Genomic DNA, 21,326 nt, shown 5'->3' with positions numbered 1-21,326 from the left:
AATAGGAGGGTAATTATGAGAAACTTTGAATTTAAGGAAAACGAAAACTATTTTATGCCGGTAAGTCTTCTTCCGCCTGGAAAAGATGGAAGGGATGCATTGGTAGGGGCACATTACAATGAAAACAGAAGATATAAAGTATCCTACAGAACAGACCGAGATATGGTACAGAAACTTCTGCCGCCTGGATATATTGCAAAAGATCCGGCAATTATAAGTATTTGCTTTGCAGAGTGCCGTGGCATTGATTATATGGCAGGTGGCGGGTACAATCTTGTCTGCGTAGATGTAGATGTTGAATTTAAAGGGAAAAGAGACTATGCAGAAGGATCCTATGCCCTGGTTCTCTGGATGGACAAGTTCTATCCTATCCTTTTGGGAAGAGAACTACTCGGCGCAGCAAAATTAATGGCAGAGGTTCCGGATGCTCAGAAGCTGGATGGAGAAGTAAGATTCTATGCAGCTGAAGAAGGAACAAGGCTTCTGGAAGGAAAATTATGGAATCTGAAAGAAAAAACACAGGAAGAGATTGATGCTGGCATTAAAGCAGGTGAAGGAAAAAGCTGGCTTGGATATAAGCATTTCCCGGCAGTAGACCTGAACGGCGCTGATGTAAGCTATGCGACGTATCTGCCCACAGAAAATGTAATAAAAAAGGCATGGAAAGCAGAAGGAGAATTTCATTTTATCGGTGATATTGACTGGAAACGTGCTCCGCTTTCCTGGAATGTGGCAAATACATTAAGCAAGCTATCGGTTCTTGAGTATACAGGTGCAGAAGCCTGGATCGAATCAAGCATTTATATGCCAAACAGAAAACTGATTTAGAAGAGATTTAAAAAGATTAACATCCTGCGCAGGCTTAATCATAGCTTACGACAGGATGTTCTTTTTGTGCTGTACGCTTATATTTTACTGCAGGATAGCCGACTGCAAGAGCAAGGACAGCTTCATTGCGCGAAGAAAGCAACAGTTTTTTCTGAAGTTTACGGGAATGTTTTAATGCAAGGCTGAAAAAACCGCTGTACAGAACACCTAATCCAAAGGCATTTGCGGTTAATTCAATAGAAGCAGCTGCAAGCGAAGCATTTACAAGGTCAGGTGATTTAATGATCATCACCAGCGGGGCTTTTTTGAACAGAAAATGTTCGTCTATAGAAAAGTTGTCCCAGCTGTGGGAAAAAATACTTTGTATTCTTTTCAGCCGGCGAAGTGTACTAAGGGCAGGCTGTTCGTAGCTGGCGATGTTTTCACGGATAACAAGATAAGAAACATTCTGGCTGTTGCTGGCAGTAGGTGTGTACTGTCCGGCCGTAAGCAGCTGTTTGAGGAGTTCCTGAGGAACTTTACGATTTTGAAACTGTCTGATCGAACGCCTTTGACGGATCAGCTGAACTAAATCTGAGCCGGTAAAAGCAGATGAAGGAAGAACTGGTAAAGGGGAGTCTTCAAAATCAGAAAGACTGACTGCATTTTGGGGACAGATTGCAACGCAATGGCCACAGGCAAGGCAAGTGTTTTTTATGGCAACTGCGCTGTCTTTGCCCATATGAAGATTATTTATCACGCAGTCCTTAATACATAAACCGCATTTGATGCAGGATTTGGAATCAATTGTTAAAAAATGCTGATGTTGCATATGCAGAAATTCCTTTCAAATAGATTAATATGATTGTACCACAAGGACTGTTGATTAGGAATATAATGTGGGAAACTTCAAGACAGATTTTACTTCTAAATTATGTTATAGAGCAAACGAATGTATCAGATTACAGAAATATCACTAAATAAAAAAGAAACCTTGCAGTTGTTTTGTGAATAGTGTATACATAATTATATAGGACAGAAGTAATTACGAATACAATAAACTTTTGTAAATCGAAAAGAAAGTAATATGAGAAAGGTGTTATATGGGAGGTACTTGGGATGAAAAAACATATTGTGTGTTTCGGGGATTCTAATACGCACGGCTATTTTCCGGTAGAAGGCGGCTGTGGCAGATTCAATGAAAATGAGCGCTGGACCTGCCTGCTTCAGAAACGGTTGGGAGAGGATTATCTGGTGATCGAGGAAGGTTTAAACGGCAGGACAACCTGCTTTGAGGATCCTTTGGAAGAGGGGCTTTGCGGACTGACTCATATGTATACCTGTCTCATGACCCATGAGCCGGTCAGCCTTCTTATCATCATGCTGGGAACGAATGATGCAAAGGAAAGGTTTGGGTCAAATGCCGCCTGTATTGCGCTTGGCATGAAGCGGCTGATCCAGAAAGCCCAGTCTGTAAAAGACTGCTGGGCAGAAGAAAAACCAAACATTCTGCTGATCACGCCTCAGAATATGGATGAGAGATATATTGACAGCCCATTTACTGGTTCTATGGGTAGAGGATGTGCTCAAAAGACACGGGAACTGGCAGCAGAATACAAGATTGTGGCAGAGCTTACCGGCTGTGCATATTTGGATGCAAATCAGATCGCCACAGATGGGCCGAATACCATTGATTATATGCACCTTACCAAAAAGGATCATTATCTGATGGCAGAGGCAATCTCAAAGAAAATCCTGGAGTTGGGGATCTGAGTGTTGTAAAAATAACCAGGGTTTAATTTCAGAAAGTAACAGGGTTACGTGTACACGCGGCTGTTATAAGGTATATTCCTGTGATATAATCTGGATCTGGAATGATAGTAATTTTTAGTTGACATTTTGCCAGTTCTGGCATATGATAATAACAGCTAAGGAAAGTTGTAAGATTCCATGTAGCAAAACGAAAGCCCCCAGAGCTGCAACTCTGAGGGCTTTCTTGCTCGTTACGGTGAGCTAATCCGTTTAGGCTGTTGCTGTCTATTGTTCTCCGTCCAGCCATTTGCATATGTAGTAGCTAACTACGCCTGCTAAAACGGAAACAAGAAAAGTTGTAAGAAGTTCATCCATGAGCATTCCCCCTCCTTTCTGCTGGAGGTACGACAGCTCTTTTAGTATAACATAAAATAGAGTGAATTGGAACAAATTTGAAATAATATAAACTTTATGTGGACGTATCTTTTCGACACGTGGTCGTTCGATACTCCTCTGGATAAAAATACCAAAATAATATGTAAAAAACACATAAACAACTTGCTTTTTCCACAAAAATACAGTATAATAAAAAGCGTAAACGATAACGCTTTTTATATTTTGGGGTGAAAAAGGAGAAGGATCATGAAAACAGTAAAAGACAAACAGGTTTTGGTTGCAGCAGATTTTGCAGGATTTGAGTTAAAAGAGGCAGTTGTTGCTCACCTTAAGAAAAAAGGATGGACAGTTACCGACATCGGTGTTCGCTCTGCAGATGAAGAGAATCCGGAGATGTTCCACAGAATCGGATTAAAGGTTGGAGCAAAGATTGCTGAGGGAGAATTTGAGAGAGCTATGATCTTCTGCGGAACAGGTATGGGCATCCATATCGCAGCAAGCAAATGCCCGCATGTACACGCAGCAGTTGTAGAAAGTGTTCCTGCAGCACTTAGATGTATCACAGGTAATAACTGTAATGTTATTGCTATGGGTGGCCATTATGTTGCTCATCAGATGGGTATTGAGATTGCAGATGCATTCCTGGAGCACAATCTGGGTGATGGCTATGAAGACTGGCCGAATTTCTATGAGTTCCATAAACTTGCATATGATGAGCTGGAAGCTTTTGACTATGAAGAGTTCAAGAAAAACGGTTTTGAATTAAAGCATCTTGGAGAGGTTATCCTTCCGGATAGACCTGAGAAATAAGCAGGGAATTATTAAATGCCAGGAACAGGAATAGACGCTAAAAAACACTTATTTGATTTATAGAATACACGCTTAAAAGACATTTTTGGTTCATAGAATACACGTTAAAAACACTTTTTTGGTTGACACTTTGCCGGTTCTGGCATATGATAATAACAGTTAAGAAAAGTTATGAGATTCCATGATAAACGAAAGCCCCCAGAGCTGCAGCTCTGAGGGCTTCTTGCAAATTGGGAGGGCATGCTATGAAGAATTATTCAGAAGATAACCGGCTGTATCATATTCAGGTAGCACCTGGGGAAGTGGGAAAATATGTGATCCTGCCAGGAGATCCGGGCAGATGTGAAAAGATCGCACAGTATTTTCAGGATCCTGTACGGATTGCTGACAACAGAGAATTTGTAACATATACAGGAACGCTGGAAGGAGAAAAAGTCAGTGTAACATCCACTGGGATCGGTGGTCCATCTACAGCCATTGCTGTGGAAGAACTGTACCGATGCGGGGCAGATACCTTTGTGCGGATTGGTACTTGCGGAGGCATGCAGCCGGAAATAAAAAGCGGTGATATTGTGATCGCTACAGGTTCTGTACGTATGGAAGGGACAAGCAGGGAATATGCGCCTATTGAATATCCGGCAGTTCCGGATCTGGGAGTGACCAACGCACTGGCAGAGGCTGCCGAGAAGGCCGGATATGTTTATCATACAGGCGTTGTGCAAAGCAAAGATTCCTTTTACGGACAGCATGAGCCGGAAGTGAAGCCGGTAAGCTATCAGCTTCTGAACAAATGGGAAGCCTGGAAACGATTGGGGTGCCTTGCCTCGGAAATGGAATCAGCAGCACTTTTTATTGTAGGAAGCTGCCTGCGGGTAAGGACCGGAGCCTGCTTTCTGGTGATCGCTAACCAGGAAAGAGAACGTCTGGGTCTGGAGAATCCGGTTGTGCATGATACGGATATGGCTGTACGAACAGCTGTGGAGGGAATCCGTAACCTGATCCTGAAAGATAAGAATAGTAGATAATAACAATCGTAACGGTGAGGATACGGAACAGTTACAATGAAATTAAAATCATAGAAACGAAACAGGGGCCATGCAGCTGCATATAAAACAGCTGTATGGTCCCTGCTGCATAAACAGAATATTCAAGTCGAGCAGTCGCGAGACTTGGCGCGTGATTCTGGTCAGCGTAAGCTGACATATTCTTTACAGAATCATCCTGCGTATTGGGTTTCAGTAAATTGCTGATACTCTGCAGTTTCCGGATAAGAGGTTGCCGGAAGGATCCACCCGGTCATTCCCTTAGAAGAAATCTGAATATACATTTTGCCTTTGATCAGTGCACATTTATTGATGCGTACCCGGTCTCCTTTAAGAATATTGAATTTCAGGGAGGCATTTGCATAGGCGGTAGTATATACCGGGATATCACGGTTGGCAGTCAGATATCTGGATCTGCCGTTTAAGGTATAGATACTGGTGTATGAACCATATTTGCTGGCTGGCACAAGAGTACCTCTGGAATACTTGTAGACAAACCGAATAGAATTAAGACCCAGTGAGTAAGAATTAAGTTCCTGGGAAACATACAAACGATTGCCTGAAACTCCGGTAACATAGCCCATCTGATGATAGCCATAGGTCTCCAGGGTTTCCTGGAAATCAATGATCTCATTCAGCCTGCGTCCTTTGTACTGGAAGATCCCGCATACCGGTCCGTCTCCGTTCTCAAATGCTACATACAGATAAAGGAAAGGCTTTCCGTTACTTAATGTATAAAGCTGGGCACATACATCCTCTTTGTAGAAATTGCGGATTGAGTTTAATGTGTAAGCCTTTTTGCCATTCACATAAATGGAAAAATCTGAGATGCTTCCGTCGCTGTCGGTGGTAGGTGTTGTCTTGATCTGGATCTTGTCACGTTTGCCATTCCCTGTAATATCGTACCGTCGATAAATCCTGCCTGGCTGCAGCGCTACTTTGGTCGGGTTGGACTTGGCCTGGACAGGGCTTGCAAACAGTACACAAAGACCAAGTGTGAATAATAATGCAGCCGTTGAAAAAATATGTTTTACCTTTTTCATAGTGAACCTCCGCTTCTGGTAAAAAATAGAATAATTCAAGAATGCCTCGGCATTCTTGCTGCGATGTGCGCGTCATGCAATTGCATGACATACTTCTACTGCGCACCTCTGCAATCCTGCCGGAGGCTATATCAGCTGGGGGATTGACTCCCACCACTGATACTAGCTTGTTTCTCACCACCTATAGAGGTGGGAGTCATCTCCCAGTTGATATATAGTTTCGGCTACATTATAGAATCACAGGAGCAGAAGCTGTAATCTGCAGTTTACAGGATGGCACCAGGCACATATGAAAAAGATCTGATCCCACCCTTGTGCAAGCACAGGTGGGATCAGACCTTTTGACACTGTAATCATTATATTAATTAACGAAAATAAACTTATTATCCCCTTCCAGATAATATTCAATGTTTTCACGGACAACGATCTGCGGAGGCAGGAAATTAAGCTCCTGGGAAGGAAGCGTGCCGAACAGAACGTATTCCACCAGATAAACGATGGAATAATAAATCTGGGCTGCAGGATTCTGATATACCACAAACGTGCAGGCATCCTTTTCCATCAGCTGCTTCATATCCTGGCTGGTGTCATAACCTACAGCAATTGGCCGGGACTCCTTTGGAAGCTGACTTAAGTATTTGCCGGCACCGATCACGCCCGGGGAGCTGACTGTATAAATCCCGGCAATATCCTGGTGCTTTGCCAGAGCTTTTTGTACCAGATCAATAGCAAGATCATCACGGTCTTTGTATTCACCGCCGGGGATCACCTGAATGTTAGGATAATCTCTGGCCGCTTCCAGGAAACCTTTGATCCGTTCTTCATGGGAAAGCACAGAATGAAAGCCTGGCATGGCCAGGATCTTTCCTTTGCCCTGAAGCATTTTGGCCATCAGATTAAAGGATACACGTCCGGCCATAAATGGATCCATTCCCACATGGAACAGGCGCTTGGTGCCTGGTATATCAGAGTTAAAGGTGACTACTGGTATCCCCATGTCTGAGATCCGGTTGATGTAAGGGGCAAGCTCCTGCCCACTGGCATTCAATGAGAAACCATCAATATTGGAAAAGTCAATATCTTTGATCACTTCGATCTGCGATTGGGGATCCAGGGCATTGCACCTGTATGTAATGATCTCGATCTTGTAATGGGTAAAATGTTCAATGGCTTTTTTGAGTCCTGCAGTAAATTCATCTACAAAGTATGCCGGATATTTGGCGTAGATCACTGCAATGCGAAGGCATTTGCTGCGGCTTAAAGCACTGGCGATCTTGTTGGGCTGATAACCCATTTCATCAGCGATTTTTATTATTTTTTCTTTAGTAGAAGGGCTGATGCGTCCACGGTTATTCAAGGCACGATCCACAGTGCCTACAGATGTGCCGGCACGCTCTGCTATTTGTTTTAGTGTAATCTGTGACATACGATTGGTCCTTTGTTATGTTTAACAATTGGCATCAGTGCTCTCCATACTGGAGAAATTCCAGCTCAAAGCCATTAGGGTCTTTGGTAAGGCCGCCTGTAAAATCAAGATTTTTAACGTAAGAAACAGGTACATGGAATACAAAGCCGGCATCAGTAAGCTTTTTCTCCAGAGCACGGATGTCTTCTACCTCAAAGGCAAGATGACGGGCACATCCCTTATTGGTAGCTTCTACATCTAATTGGGGAACGTCATAATAATACTGGATCAGTTCCAGCTTGCCACCTGACGGGAGGGCAAAATAACGAAGGAAATGATCCCCCATATCTACAGAAGGAAGAGCCTGAAGCCCAAGGATCTCTCCGTAAAAATGAAGCGTTGCTTCTACGTCTTTAATATTGATGGTAACATGGTCCATTGCTTTAATCATTTCTGAATCCTCCTCATAATAAAAAGTCATAGTAGCGCTTGAATTTCCGATGTCTTTTAGAAGACTATTTTTTGAAATTATACCATACATGTAAGGTATATCCAAGTATTTCCTGAGAAATCCGGAATATAAATCCTACAAGTATGTAATGTGCTGCATGACATTGTCACTGCATTCAAGAATGCCTCGGCATTCTTGCTGCGAGGTGCGCGTCATGCAATTGCATGACATACTTCTACTGCGCACCTCTGCAATCCTGCCGGAGGCTATATCAGCTGGGGGATTGACTCCCACCACTGATACTAGCTTGTTTCTCACCACCTATAGAGGTGGGAGTCATCTCCCAGTTGATATAACTGTCACTGCAACAAAATAACTGTCATCTCAAAAAAAAGTTACTTTTCAAAAAGAATGTGGAAAATACACAAATCAAAACAGCAATTTTGCGAATACGTCAAATTGTAAAAATAAAAATATTTGCTGTTTTGAATAAAATAATCATACCACATGACCAAAATAATTACAATATCCAAAAAATCCATTTGACATCATGTATAATATGTGGTATATTTAAAATGCGTAAACGAAAACGCATAACAAAACAAACAAAAAACAGAAAAATAGCCGCTTGAAATGGTCAAAAACCCGTTTTGTGTAAAACAGTCATAGAATATAAAATATAATGTGTTAAAACCACAAAAATATATTGCTTTTTCCAAATAAACGTGTTATAGTGAGGATAAGCCACAAATGAGGCGAAAACCAAAGGGAAAAGAGAGGTAAATCTATGATCTGTACGTTGACCATTAATCCGGCAGTAGACAAATTGCTTTTTATACCGGAATTACATAGAGATAACACCAACAGGATCCAGCGCATTGAGGAAGTGCTTGGAGGCAAGGGAACTCACGTATCTGTGAATTTAAGTATCCTGGGATGCAGTAATCGAGCATACGGCATCGGATATGGACAGACAGGAAAAAGGATTGAGCAAATACTTTCCGACGGCAGTGTAGATGTAGCGTTTTTACACTTTGATGAGGGTGAATCCCGTACCAATTACGCACTGATCGAAGACAATCATATTTGTACTTTGATCACTGAGAAAGGGAAGACAGTTCCTGAAAAGATATGCAGACAGCTGATCGATCATATGATGGATACCATGGATGATGATGACGTACTGGTGTTATCGGGAGATGCTTCCAATACAGAGATTCCTTTCATCTACAATGAAGTGGTAGATGAACTGATAAGAAGAGGCAAGCATATTCGGGTATTTCTTGATACAAGCTCGGAGAATCTGATCCGGGGACTTGAGAGAAAACCATTTCTTGTAAAGCCAAACGAGGATGAGCTTTCACAGATCATGGGCAAGCCTGTATCTACCGACGAAGAAGTACTGGAAGGTATTCAGCTGATTTCAGAAAAAGGAATTCCCTGTGTGGCAGTTTCAAGAGGCAGTAAGGGCTCCATTGTGAAATATCAGGGAGAGATCTACAAGGTGCATCCTTTGAAGGTTGATGTGATCAACACCATCGGATGCGGGGATGCATATTTAAGCGGCCTTGTATACGGCTTTGAAAAAGGAATGGAATTTCCGGAGATCTTAAAGCTGGCAACAGCGATCTCAGCTGCAACTGCAGAGTCAGACCTGACAGTGGGATATGATCTGAACCGTGCCATGGAATTAAAAGACCAGGTACAGCTTGAAAAAATGGAATAAAGAGAACGGGGGGCAACGGCCGGGGATAAGGGCGTAGCAAAAGTTCTTTTTATAAATAACAATGCGACAACGCAACAAGAAAAGGAGAAGGTGGATTTATGAAGAAAAGAGTATTTAGTGCATTAATGGCAGCAGCATTAACAGCAAGCATGGTATTTGGAACTGTGGCAGCATCTGCTGAGGAGAAGAGCAATGAGGATATCACAATTGGTATTTCCATGTGCGCAATCGAGTCCCAGATGTGGGCAGAGTATCAGTCAACAATGCATGCAACCTGCGATGAGATGGGGGTTAAATACACAGAAGTTATTGCTGAGAATGATACACAGAAACAGAATCAGCAGATCGAGAATCTGATCTCCGGTGGAGCAGACGCTATCGTAATCGCTCCTGCAGATGGCGAGGCAGTTGTGGCTGCTATTAAGAAGTGTAATGAAGCAGGCGTTCCGGTTGTTATGGCAAACAGAGCTGCTGGTGAAGGCGCAGAGGTTGTTGGTACAGTTACATCTGACAATGAGGCAATGGTTCAGAGAGAGCTTGAGTACATCCTGGAAAAAGCAAAAAAAGACGGAACAAAATATAAAGTGATCAAACTGGTAGGAAGTCTTACAGATGCAAATGCAATCGCTCGTGATAATGGTTTCAATGCAGTTGCAGATGAGAACCCGGACGTATTTGATGTTGTTTCTGAAGTTGCTACAGAGTGGAAAGGTGAGCTTGCTCTTGCCGGTATCTTAAGTGCATTTGAGGAAAATCCGGATATTAACATGATTTTCAGCCCGTCAGACGCACTGCTTCCATCTATCATTTCCGGACTGCAGCAGCTTGACAAATATAAAAAGGTCGGCGAAGAAGGCCATGTAACTCTGGTTACATTCGACGGTGCTAAAGATGCTGTTGATGCGATCAAAGAAGGTTATGTAGATGTTGTTTCCGTACAGGATGCTACAAACCAGGCTAAACTTTGCATCGAGGCAGCAGTAGCAGCAGTTAAGGGCGAAGAAGTTGATTCCATGACAGACCCAGGATTTGAAGTAACAGCTGATAACGTAGACGAGCTTGGATTCGAGGGATATTGATTCTTTTATTAAGAGGATATGCCTTGCCTGATGGCAGAGAGGCATAAGTGACGAATTTGGGCAGATATAATATCTGCCCAATATTCATCTTAGATCAAGGTGAAGATGGATAACATTCGCTTACGGCTTCCCGGCCGTGGCTGAAAAGAAACGGTCTGATCTACGGCCGAAAAGCCGTGGGCGGATGTACGAGGATAAGGTTTAAAAACCTGAGAAAACGGATAGAGAGGTTGGAATATGAAACAGTTAAAAAAGGTTTTTAGTTCAGTGGATGCGATCATCTGGTTCATTTTGGCCTTCCTGATCGTGGCAATGATTGCAGTTCCCAATTTTGCCACCATGAACAATTTCAAGAATATTCTCAGCCAGTCATGTGTTTTGCTTACTGTAGCATGCGGCGTACACTTTGCAGTGCTTAATGGAGGCGTGGACTTCTCCAGTACTTCTATCATCGCACTGAGCAGTGTGGTCGGTGCCTCCATCATGAGCGAGACAAGCGGATATCTGGCTGGCAAATGGTATGCGATCCCTGTAGCACTTCTTGCAATGCTGGCTCTTGGAGCTGTATTTGGAATCGTCAATGGTATAGCAGTTACCGTATTTAAGATGCCTTCTTTTATTGCAACCATGGCTACACAGCTGATCGGTACAGGTATTGCGGTTATCTATTCAAGCGGAAAGACAATAGGCGGTCTCCCGGATTCCTTTGCTGATTTTGGCGGCGGTACACTTTTCGGGATTATTCCTAACGTATTGATCCTTGCATTGGCAGTAATGCTGATCAGTCATATTATCTGTAGCCGTACCCTTTATGGACGCAGATTATACTCTGTAGGAACTAATCCGAAGGCAGCCCTGATCTCCGGTATCCCGGTAAAGAAAACTATTTTCTGGATCTTTATCCTTAGCGGTCTTTGCTCCGCAGTAGCCGGAATCATTATGATGGGCCAGATGCAGTCTGGTGCATCCAGTTATGGAGCCACACTTTTCAATGACATTATGGGAAGTATCATCGTAGGTGGTACAAGCCCGGCAGGTGGTTCAGGAAAGATTCCGAACACAGTACTTGGTGCCGTATTGATTATTCTGATCAATATTGCTCTGAATCTTTTAAATACACCTTATTTTATCATTACAATGATCAAAGGTCTGATCATTCTGTTTGCGGCAGCAATCGAAGTATTCAGAAAGAGAAAAGAGAGAGCATAAATTACAGGATCCCACAATCCAAAATCTGAAAGAGAAAAGAGAGTATGGATTACAGGATCCGGTAATGCAAGATCAGAGAGAGGAAGTGAAGAAGTTGACTGAAAAACGGGATATTATTTTACAGATGGAACATGTTACCAAGTCTTTTGCTTCGGTTCAGGTTCTGAAGGATATTACGATCGCATTGAAAAAAGGTGAGATCCTGGGTCTGGTAGGTGAAAATGGTGCCGGAAAATCAACTCTTATGAATGTACTTGGAGGTATTCATCAAAGAGACGGTGGAAAGATCTATCTGGAAGGAAAAGAATTTGAGCCTACAAATCCAAAGGTGTCAAAGGCAGCAGGTATTGCATTTGTGCATCAGGAGCTGAACCTTTTTACCAACCTGACCGTATATGAGAATCTTTTCATCACAGAGATGAAAAGGACAAAAGCAAAAACCATTGATAAGAAAACAATGAAAAAGATCGCCAATGAGCAGCTGAAGGAGCTGGGCATTGAAGGCTTTGATGCAAATACGATCGTAGGAACCCTTCCCATGGGACAGCGGCAGCTGATCGAGATCATTAAGGCCATTATGCAGGACGCAAAGATCATTGTACTGGACGAGCCTACCACATCCCTTTCGAATAAAGAGAAAGAAAAGCTGTTCGGTATCATGCACCTACTTCAGGAAAAAGGAAAATCCATGATCTTTATTTCCCATATCCTGGAGGATGTATTTGAACACTGCGAAGAGATTGCGGTGTTACGTGATGGGGAGATCATTTCCCAGAAGAAAGCTTCCGAGACAACCAATGCAGAGGTTATCAAGCAGATGGTTGGCCGTGAGCTGAATAATATTTATCCTACCGTGGAAAAAGAAATTGGTGAAGTGGCCTTTGTGGCAAAGGACATCTGCCAGGAGGGCAGATTTGAAAATCTTGGCCTTGAGATCCGTGAAGGAGAGATCCTGGGACTGTTCGGACTGATGGGAGCAGGCCGTACCGAGTTTCTTCGCTGTCTGTTTGGTGTGGATCCTATTTCTGAGGGTCATATTTCATACAAAGGACAGGAGATCGCCCCAATCACCCCCATCAACTGTATTAAGAATGGCATGGCATTTATCACAGAGAACCGTCGTGAGGAAGGTTTGATGATGCCGAAGACCATCAAGGAAAATGTGGTTATGGCCAGCCTGGATGATATTTGTGACAAGTCATTTATCAATCGTCAAAAAGAGTCAGAGCATACAGATAAGATCGTTAAGGAACTGCGGGTCAAAACCTTTGATCCATCCAAACAGGCTGTGATCAATCTTTCCGGTGGAAATCAGCAGAAGGTTGTATTTGGTAAATGGGTACTGAAGGAGCCGAAGATCTTCTTCCTGGATGAGCCTACAAGAGGTGTGGATGTAGGAGCAAAATATGAGATCTACAGCATTATCAATGATCTTGCAAAGAACAAATCTTCCATCCTGATCGTGTCTTCTGAAATGGAAGAACTGATGGGTATGTGTGACAGGATCCTGGTAATGAGCCATAACAAGATCACTGGTGAGCTTGAAAAAGGAGAGTACAGCCAGGAAGGTATTATGAAAGCAGCAATAGCAACAGGAGGTGGAAAGTAATGGAAACATCCCAGGCAAGAAAAGATGCGATTTTTAGAAAAAAACTGGTGGATACCTTCTGTAATTACGGAATTTATATCATATTCCTGATTATGATCATTTATTTCTCCGTACAGTCCACAGGTTTCCTTTCACTGAGCAATGCGATCACAGTACTTCAGCTTTCCTCTACACTGGGAATCTCTGTAGTAGGTATGTTCTTTGTATTGATCACCGGAGGTATTGATATTTCTGTAGCATCCAATATGTACTTTTCGGCAGTTGTGGGAACCACGCTTCTGAACAATCTTGGATGCCCGTTGATCCTTTGCTTTGTAGGATCCTGCTTAAGCGGTCTGTTAATTGGATGCATCAATGGTTTCTGCGTATCCAGACTGAAGATCGTACCGTTTATTACAACCCTTGCAACTTACAGCGTGGCAAAAGGACTTGGACTTATGTTTACCAATCAGCAGATGCTTTTCCTGGATGCAAAGGTAAGAGTTTTCTCTTCTACCAGGATCTTTGGTATCCCACTGATGGTTTACATCTTCCTTGCAGTTGTTATCCTTGGACATTTTGTCCTTACAAAAACCCAGTATGGCCGTCAGCTGTTTGCCTGTGGCAACAACCTGACCGGTGCAAATAAAATGGGTATCAACGGACCAAGAGTTGTATTTATCGCTTATGCAATATGTGGTGCACTTGCAGGACTTGCAGGTATGGTGAATGCGGCAAGACTTAGTGTTATTAATCCTAACTTTGCACAGAATGATGAGTTTACTGTTATTTCCTCAGCAGTTATCGGCGGGGCCAGCCTTTTCGGCGGTAAAGGAAAGGTGATCCCGGGAGCGATCATTGGTATCGTTATGGTACAGGTCATTAGCAACGGACTTACCATTATCGGAGCCTCTGCGTATATCCAGAATATTTTCAAAGGACTGATCATTTTCGTAGCAGTAATGGTAGACAGTATCAAGAATAATGGAGATATTCATTAATCAAAAGTAAAAATGTCAGGAATTTCCTGAAAAACGATAGTTCCGGTATGGATTTCATGATATAATCATACCATTCTTAGTACTATATCAAATTGATACCGGAGGTAATCTGTAATGAATGACAACAGAAAAAAGAATAAAGAAAGACAGGCACACATTGCCCGGCTTCTGGAAAAAAATGAACGCATTAATGTGAATCAATTGTTTGAGATACTCCAGGTATCAAAGGAAACCATCCGCCGTGACCTGAAAGAGATGGAAGAAGCAGGGATCATCCAGAGAGTACATGGAGGAGCAGTTTTATCAGAGGCATCCAAAGGAGTGAAGGAGTATCCCCTTCTTACCAGGGAGATCCGGAATTACTCTGAAAAGATCCGGCTTTGCCAGAAGGCAGCAGAGTATGTTGAAGATGGGGACACCATCTTTATTGACAACAGCTCCACTACTTTGAATCTGGTATCTTACATACCGCAGGATTATCGGGTGACGATCATTACCAATTCCATCCGGCTTCTGGTGGAAGCGTCCATTGAGGACCATCCCAGCCTGACATTTATCTGTCTGGGAGGTTTGCTGAAGTCCAAGAATTACTCTCTTACAGGAGTGATGGCTGTGGAACAGATCCACAATTTCCGTCCTAATAAAGCATTCGTTTCCTGCCATGGGATCAGTATGACAGACGGGATCACAGACGGAAGTATTTATGAGGTGGATGCAAAGCGTGAAATGCTGAAGCAGGCAAAGAAAACATTTCTGCTTGCAGATTCCAGCAAGATCGGCAAAACAGGTGTGGTAGTTCTTTCTCAGTTTGATTTCATTGATTGTCTGATTACGGACGAGACGGTTTCCGAAGAATACAGGCACTTCATTGAATCTCAGGGAACTGAGATCGTAACACTTCAATAAAAATGAAATGGCGGCCATCTGCGGATGGCTGCCGGTAAAGTATCTCACAGGAAACGTCTCCGGCCATAAGACTGGAGGAGTTTACATGAAATATATCGCATTCGATTTAGGAGCGAGCAGCGGGAAAATGATGCTGGGAAGCTTTGATGGAAACAGGCTGGACACAGAAGTGATCCACAGGTTCCCCAACTGTCAGATTTCTGCAAATGGAAGTTTATACTGGAATTTTCTTGGAATATATCAAAATCTAATAGAAGGTCTTAGGACGGGCATCCGGAAAGCAGACGGCCAGATCACAGGATTGGGAATGGATTCCTACTGTAATGATTTTGGCCTTATTGGAAAAAGCGGAGACATTATCACGCAGATGCACTGCTATAGGGACGCACGTACAAAGAGAAACAGGGATAAAATCTACGACCTGATCTCTGAAAAAGAACTTCATCAGCTTACAGGTAACCAGAACGCACTGTTCAATACTGTCATTCAGCTGGCAGCTATGATACAGCAAGGGGATGGTTATCTTCTGGAAGGGTGTGAAACTCTTCTTCATTTGCCTGATCTTCTGGCATATATGCTCACAGGTGAAAGAAAATCAGAATATACGATTGCTTCTGTAACACAGATGTTTGATTACCGGACGAATTTGTGGCACAAGGAAGTACTGAAAAGGTTTATGATCCCGGAAAGGATCCTTGCGCCGATTGTAGAGCCGGGATCTGTGGTCGGACATGCAACACGGGAGATGCAAAGCCTGCTTGGGACAGGCGGCTTTGATGTGATCGCAGTAGGAGAACATGATACTGCTTCCGCAGTGGCAGCTCTGCCTGCACTGTCTGGAAATCCTGCTTATATCAGCAGTGGTACCTGGTCACTGATGGGAGTGGAAACCTGCGATTTCTTTACAAATGAAACTACTTTTAAATATAACATTGCATTTGAAGGCGGTGTGGAACATAGGTACCGTATGTTGAAAAATGTAATGGGGCTTTGGATCATCCAGGAGTGCCGCAGGGAATATCAGACCATGGGTCAGGAGTATTCCTTTGGGGAGCTGGCTGCCCTGGCAGCAAAGGAAGCACCATTTAAAGCTCTCATCGATCCGGACTGGGAAGAATTTTACGAGCCTGGAAGAATGCTTGAAAAAATTCGGAAATTCTGCAGCATGACAGGGCAGAAGGAGCCTGAAACACCAGGTCAGTTTGTGCGGGCAGTGGAAGAAAGCCTTGCCTTTAAGTATCGTTGGGTAATGGATGCACTGGAAGAAATCAACGGAAAGAAAATTGACTGTATCCATATTCTTGGAGGCGGCGGTCAGGACAGACTATTGGATCAATTTACGGCAAATGCCTGCAGACGTCCGGTTTATGTAGGGCCTACAGAAGCAGCATTGGCTGGCAACTTCCTGATGCAGATGAAAGCAAAGGGAGAGATCAGGGATGTATTACAGGGCAGGGAAATTATCAGGAAATCCTTTGATATTGAAGAATTTTTACCTGCAGATCAGGCTGTCTGGGAAGAAAAGTATCAGTACTTTAAAACTCTTTTAAAGAGTGTGTGAAAAGGAGGCATTGGGGCAGATGAGGGAAACAGAAGAAAAGATCTTAAGAGTAAGAGAGCTGATGGAAGAAAAGGGCTATGATGCAGTGGTTCTGAATACAAACGAGAACTTTTTCTGGATCACAGGGGGAAAAAGTGCTTTTGTAGACAAGTCAGGGCCTGCGGCTTCTAAGATCCTGATTACAAAGGATAAAAGCTATGCAGTGTGTAATTCCAGTGAAAGATACCGCGTGATGGAGGAAGAACTGGATGGGCTTGGTTTTGAATTGATCGGTTATTTGTGGCATGAGGATGAAGCGAAGATCCTGGAGCCTTATCTTAAAGGGCTTAAAGTGGTAAGTGATAATGGTTGTTATGGCGAGAATAAAGGCAGTGAGATCCAGCCGCTCCGTTACATTCTTACAGATGAAGAGATCGCCCGGTTCCGCCAGATTGGGCCGGAAAGCACAAGGATTCTGGAAGAGTGTGTAAGGCAGATCAAAAAAGGTGAAACAGAATTTGAGATTGCCGGCAGGATCACAGGAGCTTTAATGGCAAAAGGATATCAGGTGCCGGTTTGCCTGGTAGCTGCAGATGACAGATTGAAGAAATTCCGTCATCCAATTCCAACCGCTAATAAGGTGGAGAAATATGCAATGGCAGCGATCTGTGCACAGAAATACGGTCTCACCATTTCTATTTCAAGAATTGTATCCTTTGGTGAGGTGGACGAAGACAAGATGAAACGTCTGAAAGCGGTAGTAAAAGCAGATGCAGCTTATATTCTGTCTACGGTTCCAGGTGTTACAGCAGTCAGCGTCCTGGAAGCAGGAAAGGCTGTTTACGAAGCAGAAGGCTATGGCCCTGATTTTGATCTGCATCACCAGGGAGGCGGTCTTGGATATCCTACCAGAGATTATTGTACCAATTTTGCCTGCACAGAGGTTGTGCATGACAGACAGGGATTTTCCTGGAATCCGACCATTGCAGGTGTAAAGGCAGAGGATACCTTCCTTGTGATTGACGGCAAACAGGAAATTGTTTCCCATACAGGGGAATGGGTTTATGAAGAAGTAGAATACAAGGGACAGAAGATCCTTCGTCCCGGAATCCTGGTTCTTTAATATAATAGTTTATGAAGACTGATATGGAAAGAAAAGAAAAAGAAGAGGAGAAAAGAAAAGATGGCAGAGTTATCTTACATGAAAGACAGAGAAGATATGAGTAAAGTTGCACATTATATGTGGGACAGAAGACTTACAAATGCTGCAGGTGGGAATTTTGCAGTGAGAGTAGATGATAACAGGATTCTGATCTCTCCATCTCTTATGTCTGAAAGACATTTTTGCGAGATGAAACCAGAAGATTTCTTACTGATCGATTATGATATGAACATTCTGGAAGGTACAGGAAAGCTTTCCCGTGAAGCTTACATGCATGTACTTCTTCTGAAAAACTTCAAAAATATCGGTGCAACGATTCATGCACATCCTATGTACTGCATGGTATTTGTAGCACAGACAAAGCCGATTCCAAATATTACAGAGGCAACCATGAAGAGAGGCCCTGTAGAATGTATTCCATATACACAGGCTTATACAAAGAATCTGCATGAAGAGGTTTATAAATATTTTGACGCAAGAAGGGAACTGGCTGAGAAATATCCAATCGGAGCTATCATGCCGCTGCATGGGGTTGTTGTTTCCGGATCGGACCTTTTCATGGCATACAGTATGCTTGAGAGAATTGAAGCAGATGCCATCTGCAACATCTTCAAAAATAACATTAAAGACATCTGATTTGGTTTTGAACAGGATAGGAGAAGCCACACATGTTTGCTTGCGATCTGCACACACATACGATCCGTTCTGACGGACACATGACACCAATCGAATCCATTGACCGTGCTGCGTCTCTTGGGCTGAAAGTTATGGCCATTACTGACCATGACATGACGCTGCCAGCCATTTGGAAAGGAATTGATCTTGTTTCATATGGGGCTGAGAAAGGAATCCGGCTGTTGCCGGGAATCGAAGTATCCTGCGATACCTGGAATGACGACGTCCATATTATTGGATTGTACTGTAACTGGGATGATCCTGCGTTTGCGGATCTGGAACATAGTGTTCAGACAAGCAGGATGGAAAGCTATCAGGAAATGATCCGAAAGATGGCAAAGGCCGGGTATCAAGTATCCTGGCAGGAAGTTCTGGAACATGCAGGGAAAACTGATTGTCCGGAAACTGTCCAGAAAAAGTCAGTGTATGAGCTGTTGGCTGCAAAAGGATATGCTGTGGACTGGGCTAAGGCAAAGCGTCTGGTACAGTCTGTACCGGAATTCCAGACCAACCGGGAGAAACCGGATCCTGTAAAGATCATTCAGCTGCTTCACAAAACAGGTGGTATAGCGATCATGGCACACCCGTTTTTGGTAAAAGAACATCCTCCCTATCAAGGCAAGACTATGACTCGTTTCCAGTATATGGACATGCTGGTAGATGCCGGACTGGATGGTATAGAGGCAAGCTATACCTACGATAAGTCAAGCTACGCTGGCAGAAATTCCAAGGCAGAGCTGGAGCAGCAGATCCGAAGCAGGTATCAGAGCAAGGGCATTTTCTTTTCCGGAGGTTCGGATTTTCATGGTGACCAGAAAACAGGCATACCCAATCCCAGGGAACTGGGAGAGTGTGGCGTAACCTATCAGTATTATACGCAGCATATAGAAAAGCTGAGAAAGTAAAAACCAGTACAGTGAAAGCAAAAAACCGGATGGCACAGTGGCCCTCCGGTTTTTTTGAAAAATCACAAAAACCTATTGACAAAGTAGGAAATGCTCGCTATAATCAGAAACATCAAATACGTAATTCATATATGATAACTAGGAAAAAGGAAGCCGGACGCAGCGCCAGGCCAGTCCAAGCGGCATAGCCGGTGTCAGGCAGCAGGCAGAAAAGGAGAATGATTATGGCAAAGATTAATAAGAGCATTTTAGATCTGATTGGAAACACACCTCTTCTGGAGGCTGAGAATATTGAGCGGGCAGAAGGACTTGAGGCAACTGTGCTGCTGAAGCTTGAATATTTTAATCCGGCAGGTAGCGTAAAGGATCGTATTGCAAGAGCAATGATCGAAGATGCAGAGAAGACAGGCGCATTGAAGAAGGGGTCTACAATTATTGAGCCGACTTCAGGAAATACAGGGATCGGCCTTGCTGCCATTGCAGCATCCAAAGGATACAGGATCATCCTGACCATGCCGGAAACAATGAGCGTTGAAAGACGTAACATTTTGAAAGCATATGGAGCTGAGATCGTACTTACAGATGGTACAAAAGGTATGACTGGCGCTATTGCGAAAGCAAATGAACTGGCAAAAGAGATTCCGGACAGCTTTATCCCGGGACAGTTTGTAAATCCTGTAAATCCGAAAGCTCATATTGCAACAACAGGTCCTGAGATCTGGAATGATACAGACGGACAGGTAGATATTTTTGTAGCAGGTGTTGGCACAGGCGGCACACTGACTGGTGTTGGTGAATACCTGAAGAGCCAGAAGCCAGAGGTTAAGATTGTGGCTGTTGAGCCTGCAACCTCTCCGGTTCTTTCAGAGGGAAAAGCCGGTCCGCATAAGATCCAGGGGATTGGCGCCGGATTTGTTCCGGATATCCTGAACACCAAGATTTATGATGAAGTGATCAAGGTAGAAAATGAGGATGCTTTTGAAACATCCAGAAAGCTGACTAAGAATGAAGGAATCCTTACCGGTATTTCCTCAGGTGCAGCTCTGTATGCAGCTATTTTGCTGGCTAAACGCCCGGAAAATAAAGGGAAAACCATCGTTGCCCTTCTTCCCGACAGTGGTGACAGATATTATTCTACACCATTATTTACAAAATAATTACGGAGGTATGGTATGAAGATATCCACCAAAGGCAGGTATGCCCTTCGTCTGATGCTGGATCTTGCCAGCAATGATTCGGGAACACCGATCCGTTTGAAAGATGTGGCAAAGAGGCAGGGAATTTCCGAAAAATATCTGGAACAGATAATTTCTATATTAAATAAAGCCGGATTTGTCAGAAGCGTGCGAGGTCCCCAGGGCGGTTATTCTTTATCCAGGACACCGGCAGATTATACGGTTGGTATGATACTCAGGCTTACAGAAGGCAGTCTTTGCCCGGTTGACTGTGCTGCTGAAGAAAATGGCAGCTGTGACAGGGAAGACACCTGCGTCACACGTATGCTGTGGAAGAAGCTGGATGATGCCATCAGTAGTGTGGTAGATCATGTAAGTCTGGAGGAACTTCTTTCCTGGCAGAACGCCAGAGCAGACGATTATGTGATTTAACATTTTTATAAGATAATTGAAAACTCCCCTGTACAGGTATTGTACCTGACTGGGGAGTTTTATGCATTATAGTTCATGATGAAAGAAGTAAATATTTCCATATGAAACGTAGGCAATTAGTTTGTCGAATTTGATAATATTTGGAAAACAACAAACATTTGACGAAATTTTGACTCTGGGGTATCATTGAAATACCAGTAAATCGCAGACAACAGGAGATT

General features: G+C 43.3%; 20 protein-coding genes. 16 read left to right on the top strand and 4 right to left on the bottom strand.

The features are described 5' to 3' along the window. Positions 1–15: 15 nt before the first annotated feature. Positions 16–828 (top strand): acetoacetate decarboxylase family protein, encoded by an 813-nt coding sequence (locus G5B11_RS05675; protein ID WP_173727163.1) that lies wholly within the window; start codon positions 16–18, stop codon positions 826–828. A gap of 34 nt (positions 829–862) precedes the next feature. On the opposite strand, the gene G5B11_RS05670 is transcribed toward G5B11_RS05675, so the two are convergent. Next, complete coding sequence (locus G5B11_RS05670; RefSeq protein WP_173727162.1) at positions 863–1,639, bottom strand: nitroreductase family protein; 777 nt, start codon at positions 1,637–1,639, stop codon at positions 863–865. 287 nt (positions 1,640–1,926) lie between these two features. Between G5B11_RS05670 and G5B11_RS05665 the strand changes: the two genes are divergently transcribed. The 3 genes from G5B11_RS05665 to udp all read left to right on the top strand — a co-directional run bounded on the left by G5B11_RS05665 (position 1,927) and on the right by udp (position 4,790). Beyond that, positions 1,927–2,580: a GDSL-type esterase/lipase family protein gene (locus tag G5B11_RS05665; protein ID WP_173727161.1), complete on the top strand. Its 654-nt coding sequence runs from the start codon at positions 1,927–1,929 to the stop codon at positions 2,578–2,580. 621 nt (positions 2,581–3,201) lie between these two features. Next, complete coding sequence (locus tag G5B11_RS05660) at positions 3,202–3,765, top strand: RpiB/LacA/LacB family sugar-phosphate isomerase (protein WP_158422452.1); 564 nt, start codon at positions 3,202–3,204, stop codon at positions 3,763–3,765. A gap of 245 nt (positions 3,766–4,010) precedes the next feature. Beyond that, complete coding sequence (udp, locus tag G5B11_RS05655) at positions 4,011–4,790, top strand: uridine phosphorylase (RefSeq protein ID WP_173727160.1); 780 nt, start codon at positions 4,011–4,013, stop codon at positions 4,788–4,790. Positions 4,791–4,981: 191 nt separating this feature from the next. Here the strand turns inward: udp and G5B11_RS05650 are convergent, their stop codons facing one another. From G5B11_RS05650 to G5B11_RS05640, 3 genes are all read right to left on the bottom strand, one after another. Then, positions 4,982–5,851 (bottom strand): hypothetical protein, encoded by an 870-nt coding sequence (locus tag G5B11_RS05650; RefSeq protein ID WP_158422454.1) that lies wholly within the window; start codon positions 5,849–5,851, stop codon positions 4,982–4,984. 361 nt (positions 5,852–6,212) lie between these two features. After that, positions 6,213–7,277, bottom strand: coding sequence for a LacI family DNA-binding transcriptional regulator (locus G5B11_RS05645; RefSeq protein WP_173727159.1), 1,065 nt, complete (start codon positions 7,275–7,277; stop codon positions 6,213–6,215). A gap of 34 nt (positions 7,278–7,311) precedes the next feature. Further along, positions 7,312–7,707 (bottom strand): VOC family protein, encoded by a 396-nt coding sequence (locus G5B11_RS05640; protein WP_173727158.1) that lies wholly within the window; start codon positions 7,705–7,707, stop codon positions 7,312–7,314. A 787-nt stretch (positions 7,708–8,494) separates the two neighbouring features. Between G5B11_RS05640 and G5B11_RS05635 the strand changes: the two genes are divergently transcribed. From G5B11_RS05635 to G5B11_RS05580, 12 genes are all read left to right on the top strand, one after another. Beyond that, positions 8,495–9,433 carry a 1-phosphofructokinase family hexose kinase gene (locus G5B11_RS05635; protein WP_173727157.1) on the top strand — a complete coding sequence of 313 codons (939 nt, stop codon included), beginning with the start codon at positions 8,495–8,497 and terminating at the stop codon, positions 9,431–9,433. A gap of 98 nt (positions 9,434–9,531) precedes the next feature. Continuing rightward, positions 9,532–10,512: a sugar ABC transporter substrate-binding protein gene (locus G5B11_RS05630; protein ID WP_158422458.1), complete on the top strand. Its 981-nt coding sequence runs from the start codon at positions 9,532–9,534 to the stop codon at positions 10,510–10,512. A 237-nt stretch (positions 10,513–10,749) separates the two neighbouring features. Beyond that, the gene (locus tag G5B11_RS05625; RefSeq protein WP_173727156.1) at positions 10,750–11,721 is read left to right on the top strand and encodes an ABC transporter permease; all 972 of its coding nucleotides are present in this window, start codon (positions 10,750–10,752) and stop codon (positions 11,719–11,721) included. Positions 11,722–11,815: 94 nt separating this feature from the next. Then, positions 11,816–13,330, top strand: coding sequence for a sugar ABC transporter ATP-binding protein (locus G5B11_RS05620; protein ID WP_173727155.1), 1,515 nt, complete (start codon positions 11,816–11,818; stop codon positions 13,328–13,330). Next, on the top strand, positions 13,330–14,310 hold the full coding sequence (locus G5B11_RS05615; RefSeq protein ID WP_158422461.1) for an ABC transporter permease: 981 nt from the start codon (positions 13,330–13,332) through the stop codon (positions 14,308–14,310). Before G5B11_RS05620 ends, G5B11_RS05615 begins: the two co-directional genes overlap by 1 nt. A gap of 114 nt (positions 14,311–14,424) precedes the next feature. Beyond that, positions 14,425–15,216, top strand: a complete 792-nt coding sequence (locus G5B11_RS05610) for a DeoR/GlpR family DNA-binding transcription regulator (RefSeq protein ID WP_173727154.1) — start codon at positions 14,425–14,427, stop codon at positions 15,214–15,216. 85 nt (positions 15,217–15,301) lie between these two features. Then, positions 15,302–16,777 (top strand): rhamnulokinase, encoded by a 1,476-nt coding sequence (locus tag G5B11_RS05605; RefSeq protein WP_173727153.1) that lies wholly within the window; start codon positions 15,302–15,304, stop codon positions 16,775–16,777. A gap of 19 nt (positions 16,778–16,796) precedes the next feature. Next, positions 16,797–17,879, top strand: coding sequence for a M24 family metallopeptidase (locus G5B11_RS05600; protein ID WP_173727152.1), 1,083 nt, complete (start codon positions 16,797–16,799; stop codon positions 17,877–17,879). A 60-nt stretch (positions 17,880–17,939) separates the two neighbouring features. Further along, positions 17,940–18,554 carry a class II aldolase/adducin family protein gene (locus G5B11_RS05595; protein WP_158422465.1) on the top strand — a complete coding sequence of 205 codons (615 nt, stop codon included), beginning with the start codon at positions 17,940–17,942 and terminating at the stop codon, positions 18,552–18,554. A 32-nt stretch (positions 18,555–18,586) separates the two neighbouring features. Next, entirely contained in the window at positions 18,587–19,498 is a 912-nt protein-coding gene (locus tag G5B11_RS05590) for a PHP domain-containing protein (RefSeq protein WP_173727151.1), read from the top strand. A 224-nt stretch (positions 19,499–19,722) separates the two neighbouring features. Then, positions 19,723–20,655, top strand: a complete 933-nt coding sequence (gene cysK, locus G5B11_RS05585) for a cysteine synthase A (protein WP_158422483.1) — start codon at positions 19,723–19,725, stop codon at positions 20,653–20,655. 15 nt (positions 20,656–20,670) lie between these two features. Continuing rightward, positions 20,671–21,105, top strand: coding sequence for an RrF2 family transcriptional regulator (locus G5B11_RS05580; RefSeq protein WP_158422484.1), 435 nt, complete (start codon positions 20,671–20,673; stop codon positions 21,103–21,105). Positions 21,106–21,326 lie beyond the last annotated feature (221 nt).

Origin of the sequence: Blautia glucerasea, from assembly GCF_013304385.1 — a bacterium.
GTDB classification, from domain to species: Bacteria; Bacillota; Clostridia; order Lachnospirales; family Lachnospiraceae; genus Blautia_A; species Blautia_A ammoniilytica.
Note: the sequence above shows the minus strand (reverse complement) of the source record. Positions and strands in the feature narration are given on the sequence as shown.

What these genes read in the sequence shown, in the direction of transcription:
- G5B11_RS05675 (WP_173727163.1), top strand. Translation starts at nt 16, where the DNA reads ATGAGAAACTTTGAATTTAAGGAAAACGAAAACTATTTTATGCCGGTA.
- G5B11_RS05670 (WP_173727162.1), bottom strand. Translation starts at nt 1,639, where the DNA reads ATGCAACATCAGCATTTTTTAACAATTGATTCCAAATCCTGCATCAAA.
- G5B11_RS05665 (WP_173727161.1), top strand. Translation starts at nt 1,927, where the DNA reads ATGAAAAAACATATTGTGTGTTTCGGGGATTCTAATACGCACGGCTAT.
- G5B11_RS05660 (WP_158422452.1), top strand. Translation starts at nt 3,202, where the DNA reads ATGAAAACAGTAAAAGACAAACAGGTTTTGGTTGCAGCAGATTTTGCA.
- udp (WP_173727160.1), top strand. Translation starts at nt 4,011, where the DNA reads ATGAAGAATTATTCAGAAGATAACCGGCTGTATCATATTCAGGTAGCA.
- G5B11_RS05650 (WP_158422454.1), bottom strand. Translation starts at nt 5,851, where the DNA reads ATGAAAAAGGTAAAACATATTTTTTCAACGGCTGCATTATTATTCACA.
- G5B11_RS05645 (WP_173727159.1), bottom strand. Translation starts at nt 7,277, where the DNA reads ATGTCACAGATTACACTAAAACAAATAGCAGAGCGTGCCGGCACATCT.
- G5B11_RS05640 (WP_173727158.1), bottom strand. Translation starts at nt 7,707, where the DNA reads ATGATTAAAGCAATGGACCATGTTACCATCAATATTAAAGACGTAGAA.
- G5B11_RS05635 (WP_173727157.1), top strand. Translation starts at nt 8,495, where the DNA reads ATGATCTGTACGTTGACCATTAATCCGGCAGTAGACAAATTGCTTTTT.
- G5B11_RS05630 (WP_158422458.1), top strand. Translation starts at nt 9,532, where the DNA reads ATGAAGAAAAGAGTATTTAGTGCATTAATGGCAGCAGCATTAACAGCA.
- G5B11_RS05625 (WP_173727156.1), top strand. Translation starts at nt 10,750, where the DNA reads ATGAAACAGTTAAAAAAGGTTTTTAGTTCAGTGGATGCGATCATCTGG.
- G5B11_RS05615 (WP_158422461.1), top strand. Translation starts at nt 13,330, where the DNA reads ATGGAAACATCCCAGGCAAGAAAAGATGCGATTTTTAGAAAAAAACTG.
- G5B11_RS05610 (WP_173727154.1), top strand. Translation starts at nt 14,425, where the DNA reads ATGAATGACAACAGAAAAAAGAATAAAGAAAGACAGGCACACATTGCC.
- G5B11_RS05605 (WP_173727153.1), top strand. Translation starts at nt 15,302, where the DNA reads ATGAAATATATCGCATTCGATTTAGGAGCGAGCAGCGGGAAAATGATG.
- G5B11_RS05600 (WP_173727152.1), top strand. Translation starts at nt 16,797, where the DNA reads ATGAGGGAAACAGAAGAAAAGATCTTAAGAGTAAGAGAGCTGATGGAA.
- G5B11_RS05595 (WP_158422465.1), top strand. Translation starts at nt 17,940, where the DNA reads ATGGCAGAGTTATCTTACATGAAAGACAGAGAAGATATGAGTAAAGTT.
- G5B11_RS05590 (WP_173727151.1), top strand. Translation starts at nt 18,587, where the DNA reads ATGTTTGCTTGCGATCTGCACACACATACGATCCGTTCTGACGGACAC.
- cysK (WP_158422483.1), top strand. Translation starts at nt 19,723, where the DNA reads ATGGCAAAGATTAATAAGAGCATTTTAGATCTGATTGGAAACACACCT.
- G5B11_RS05580 (WP_158422484.1), top strand. Translation starts at nt 20,671, where the DNA reads ATGAAGATATCCACCAAAGGCAGGTATGCCCTTCGTCTGATGCTGGAT.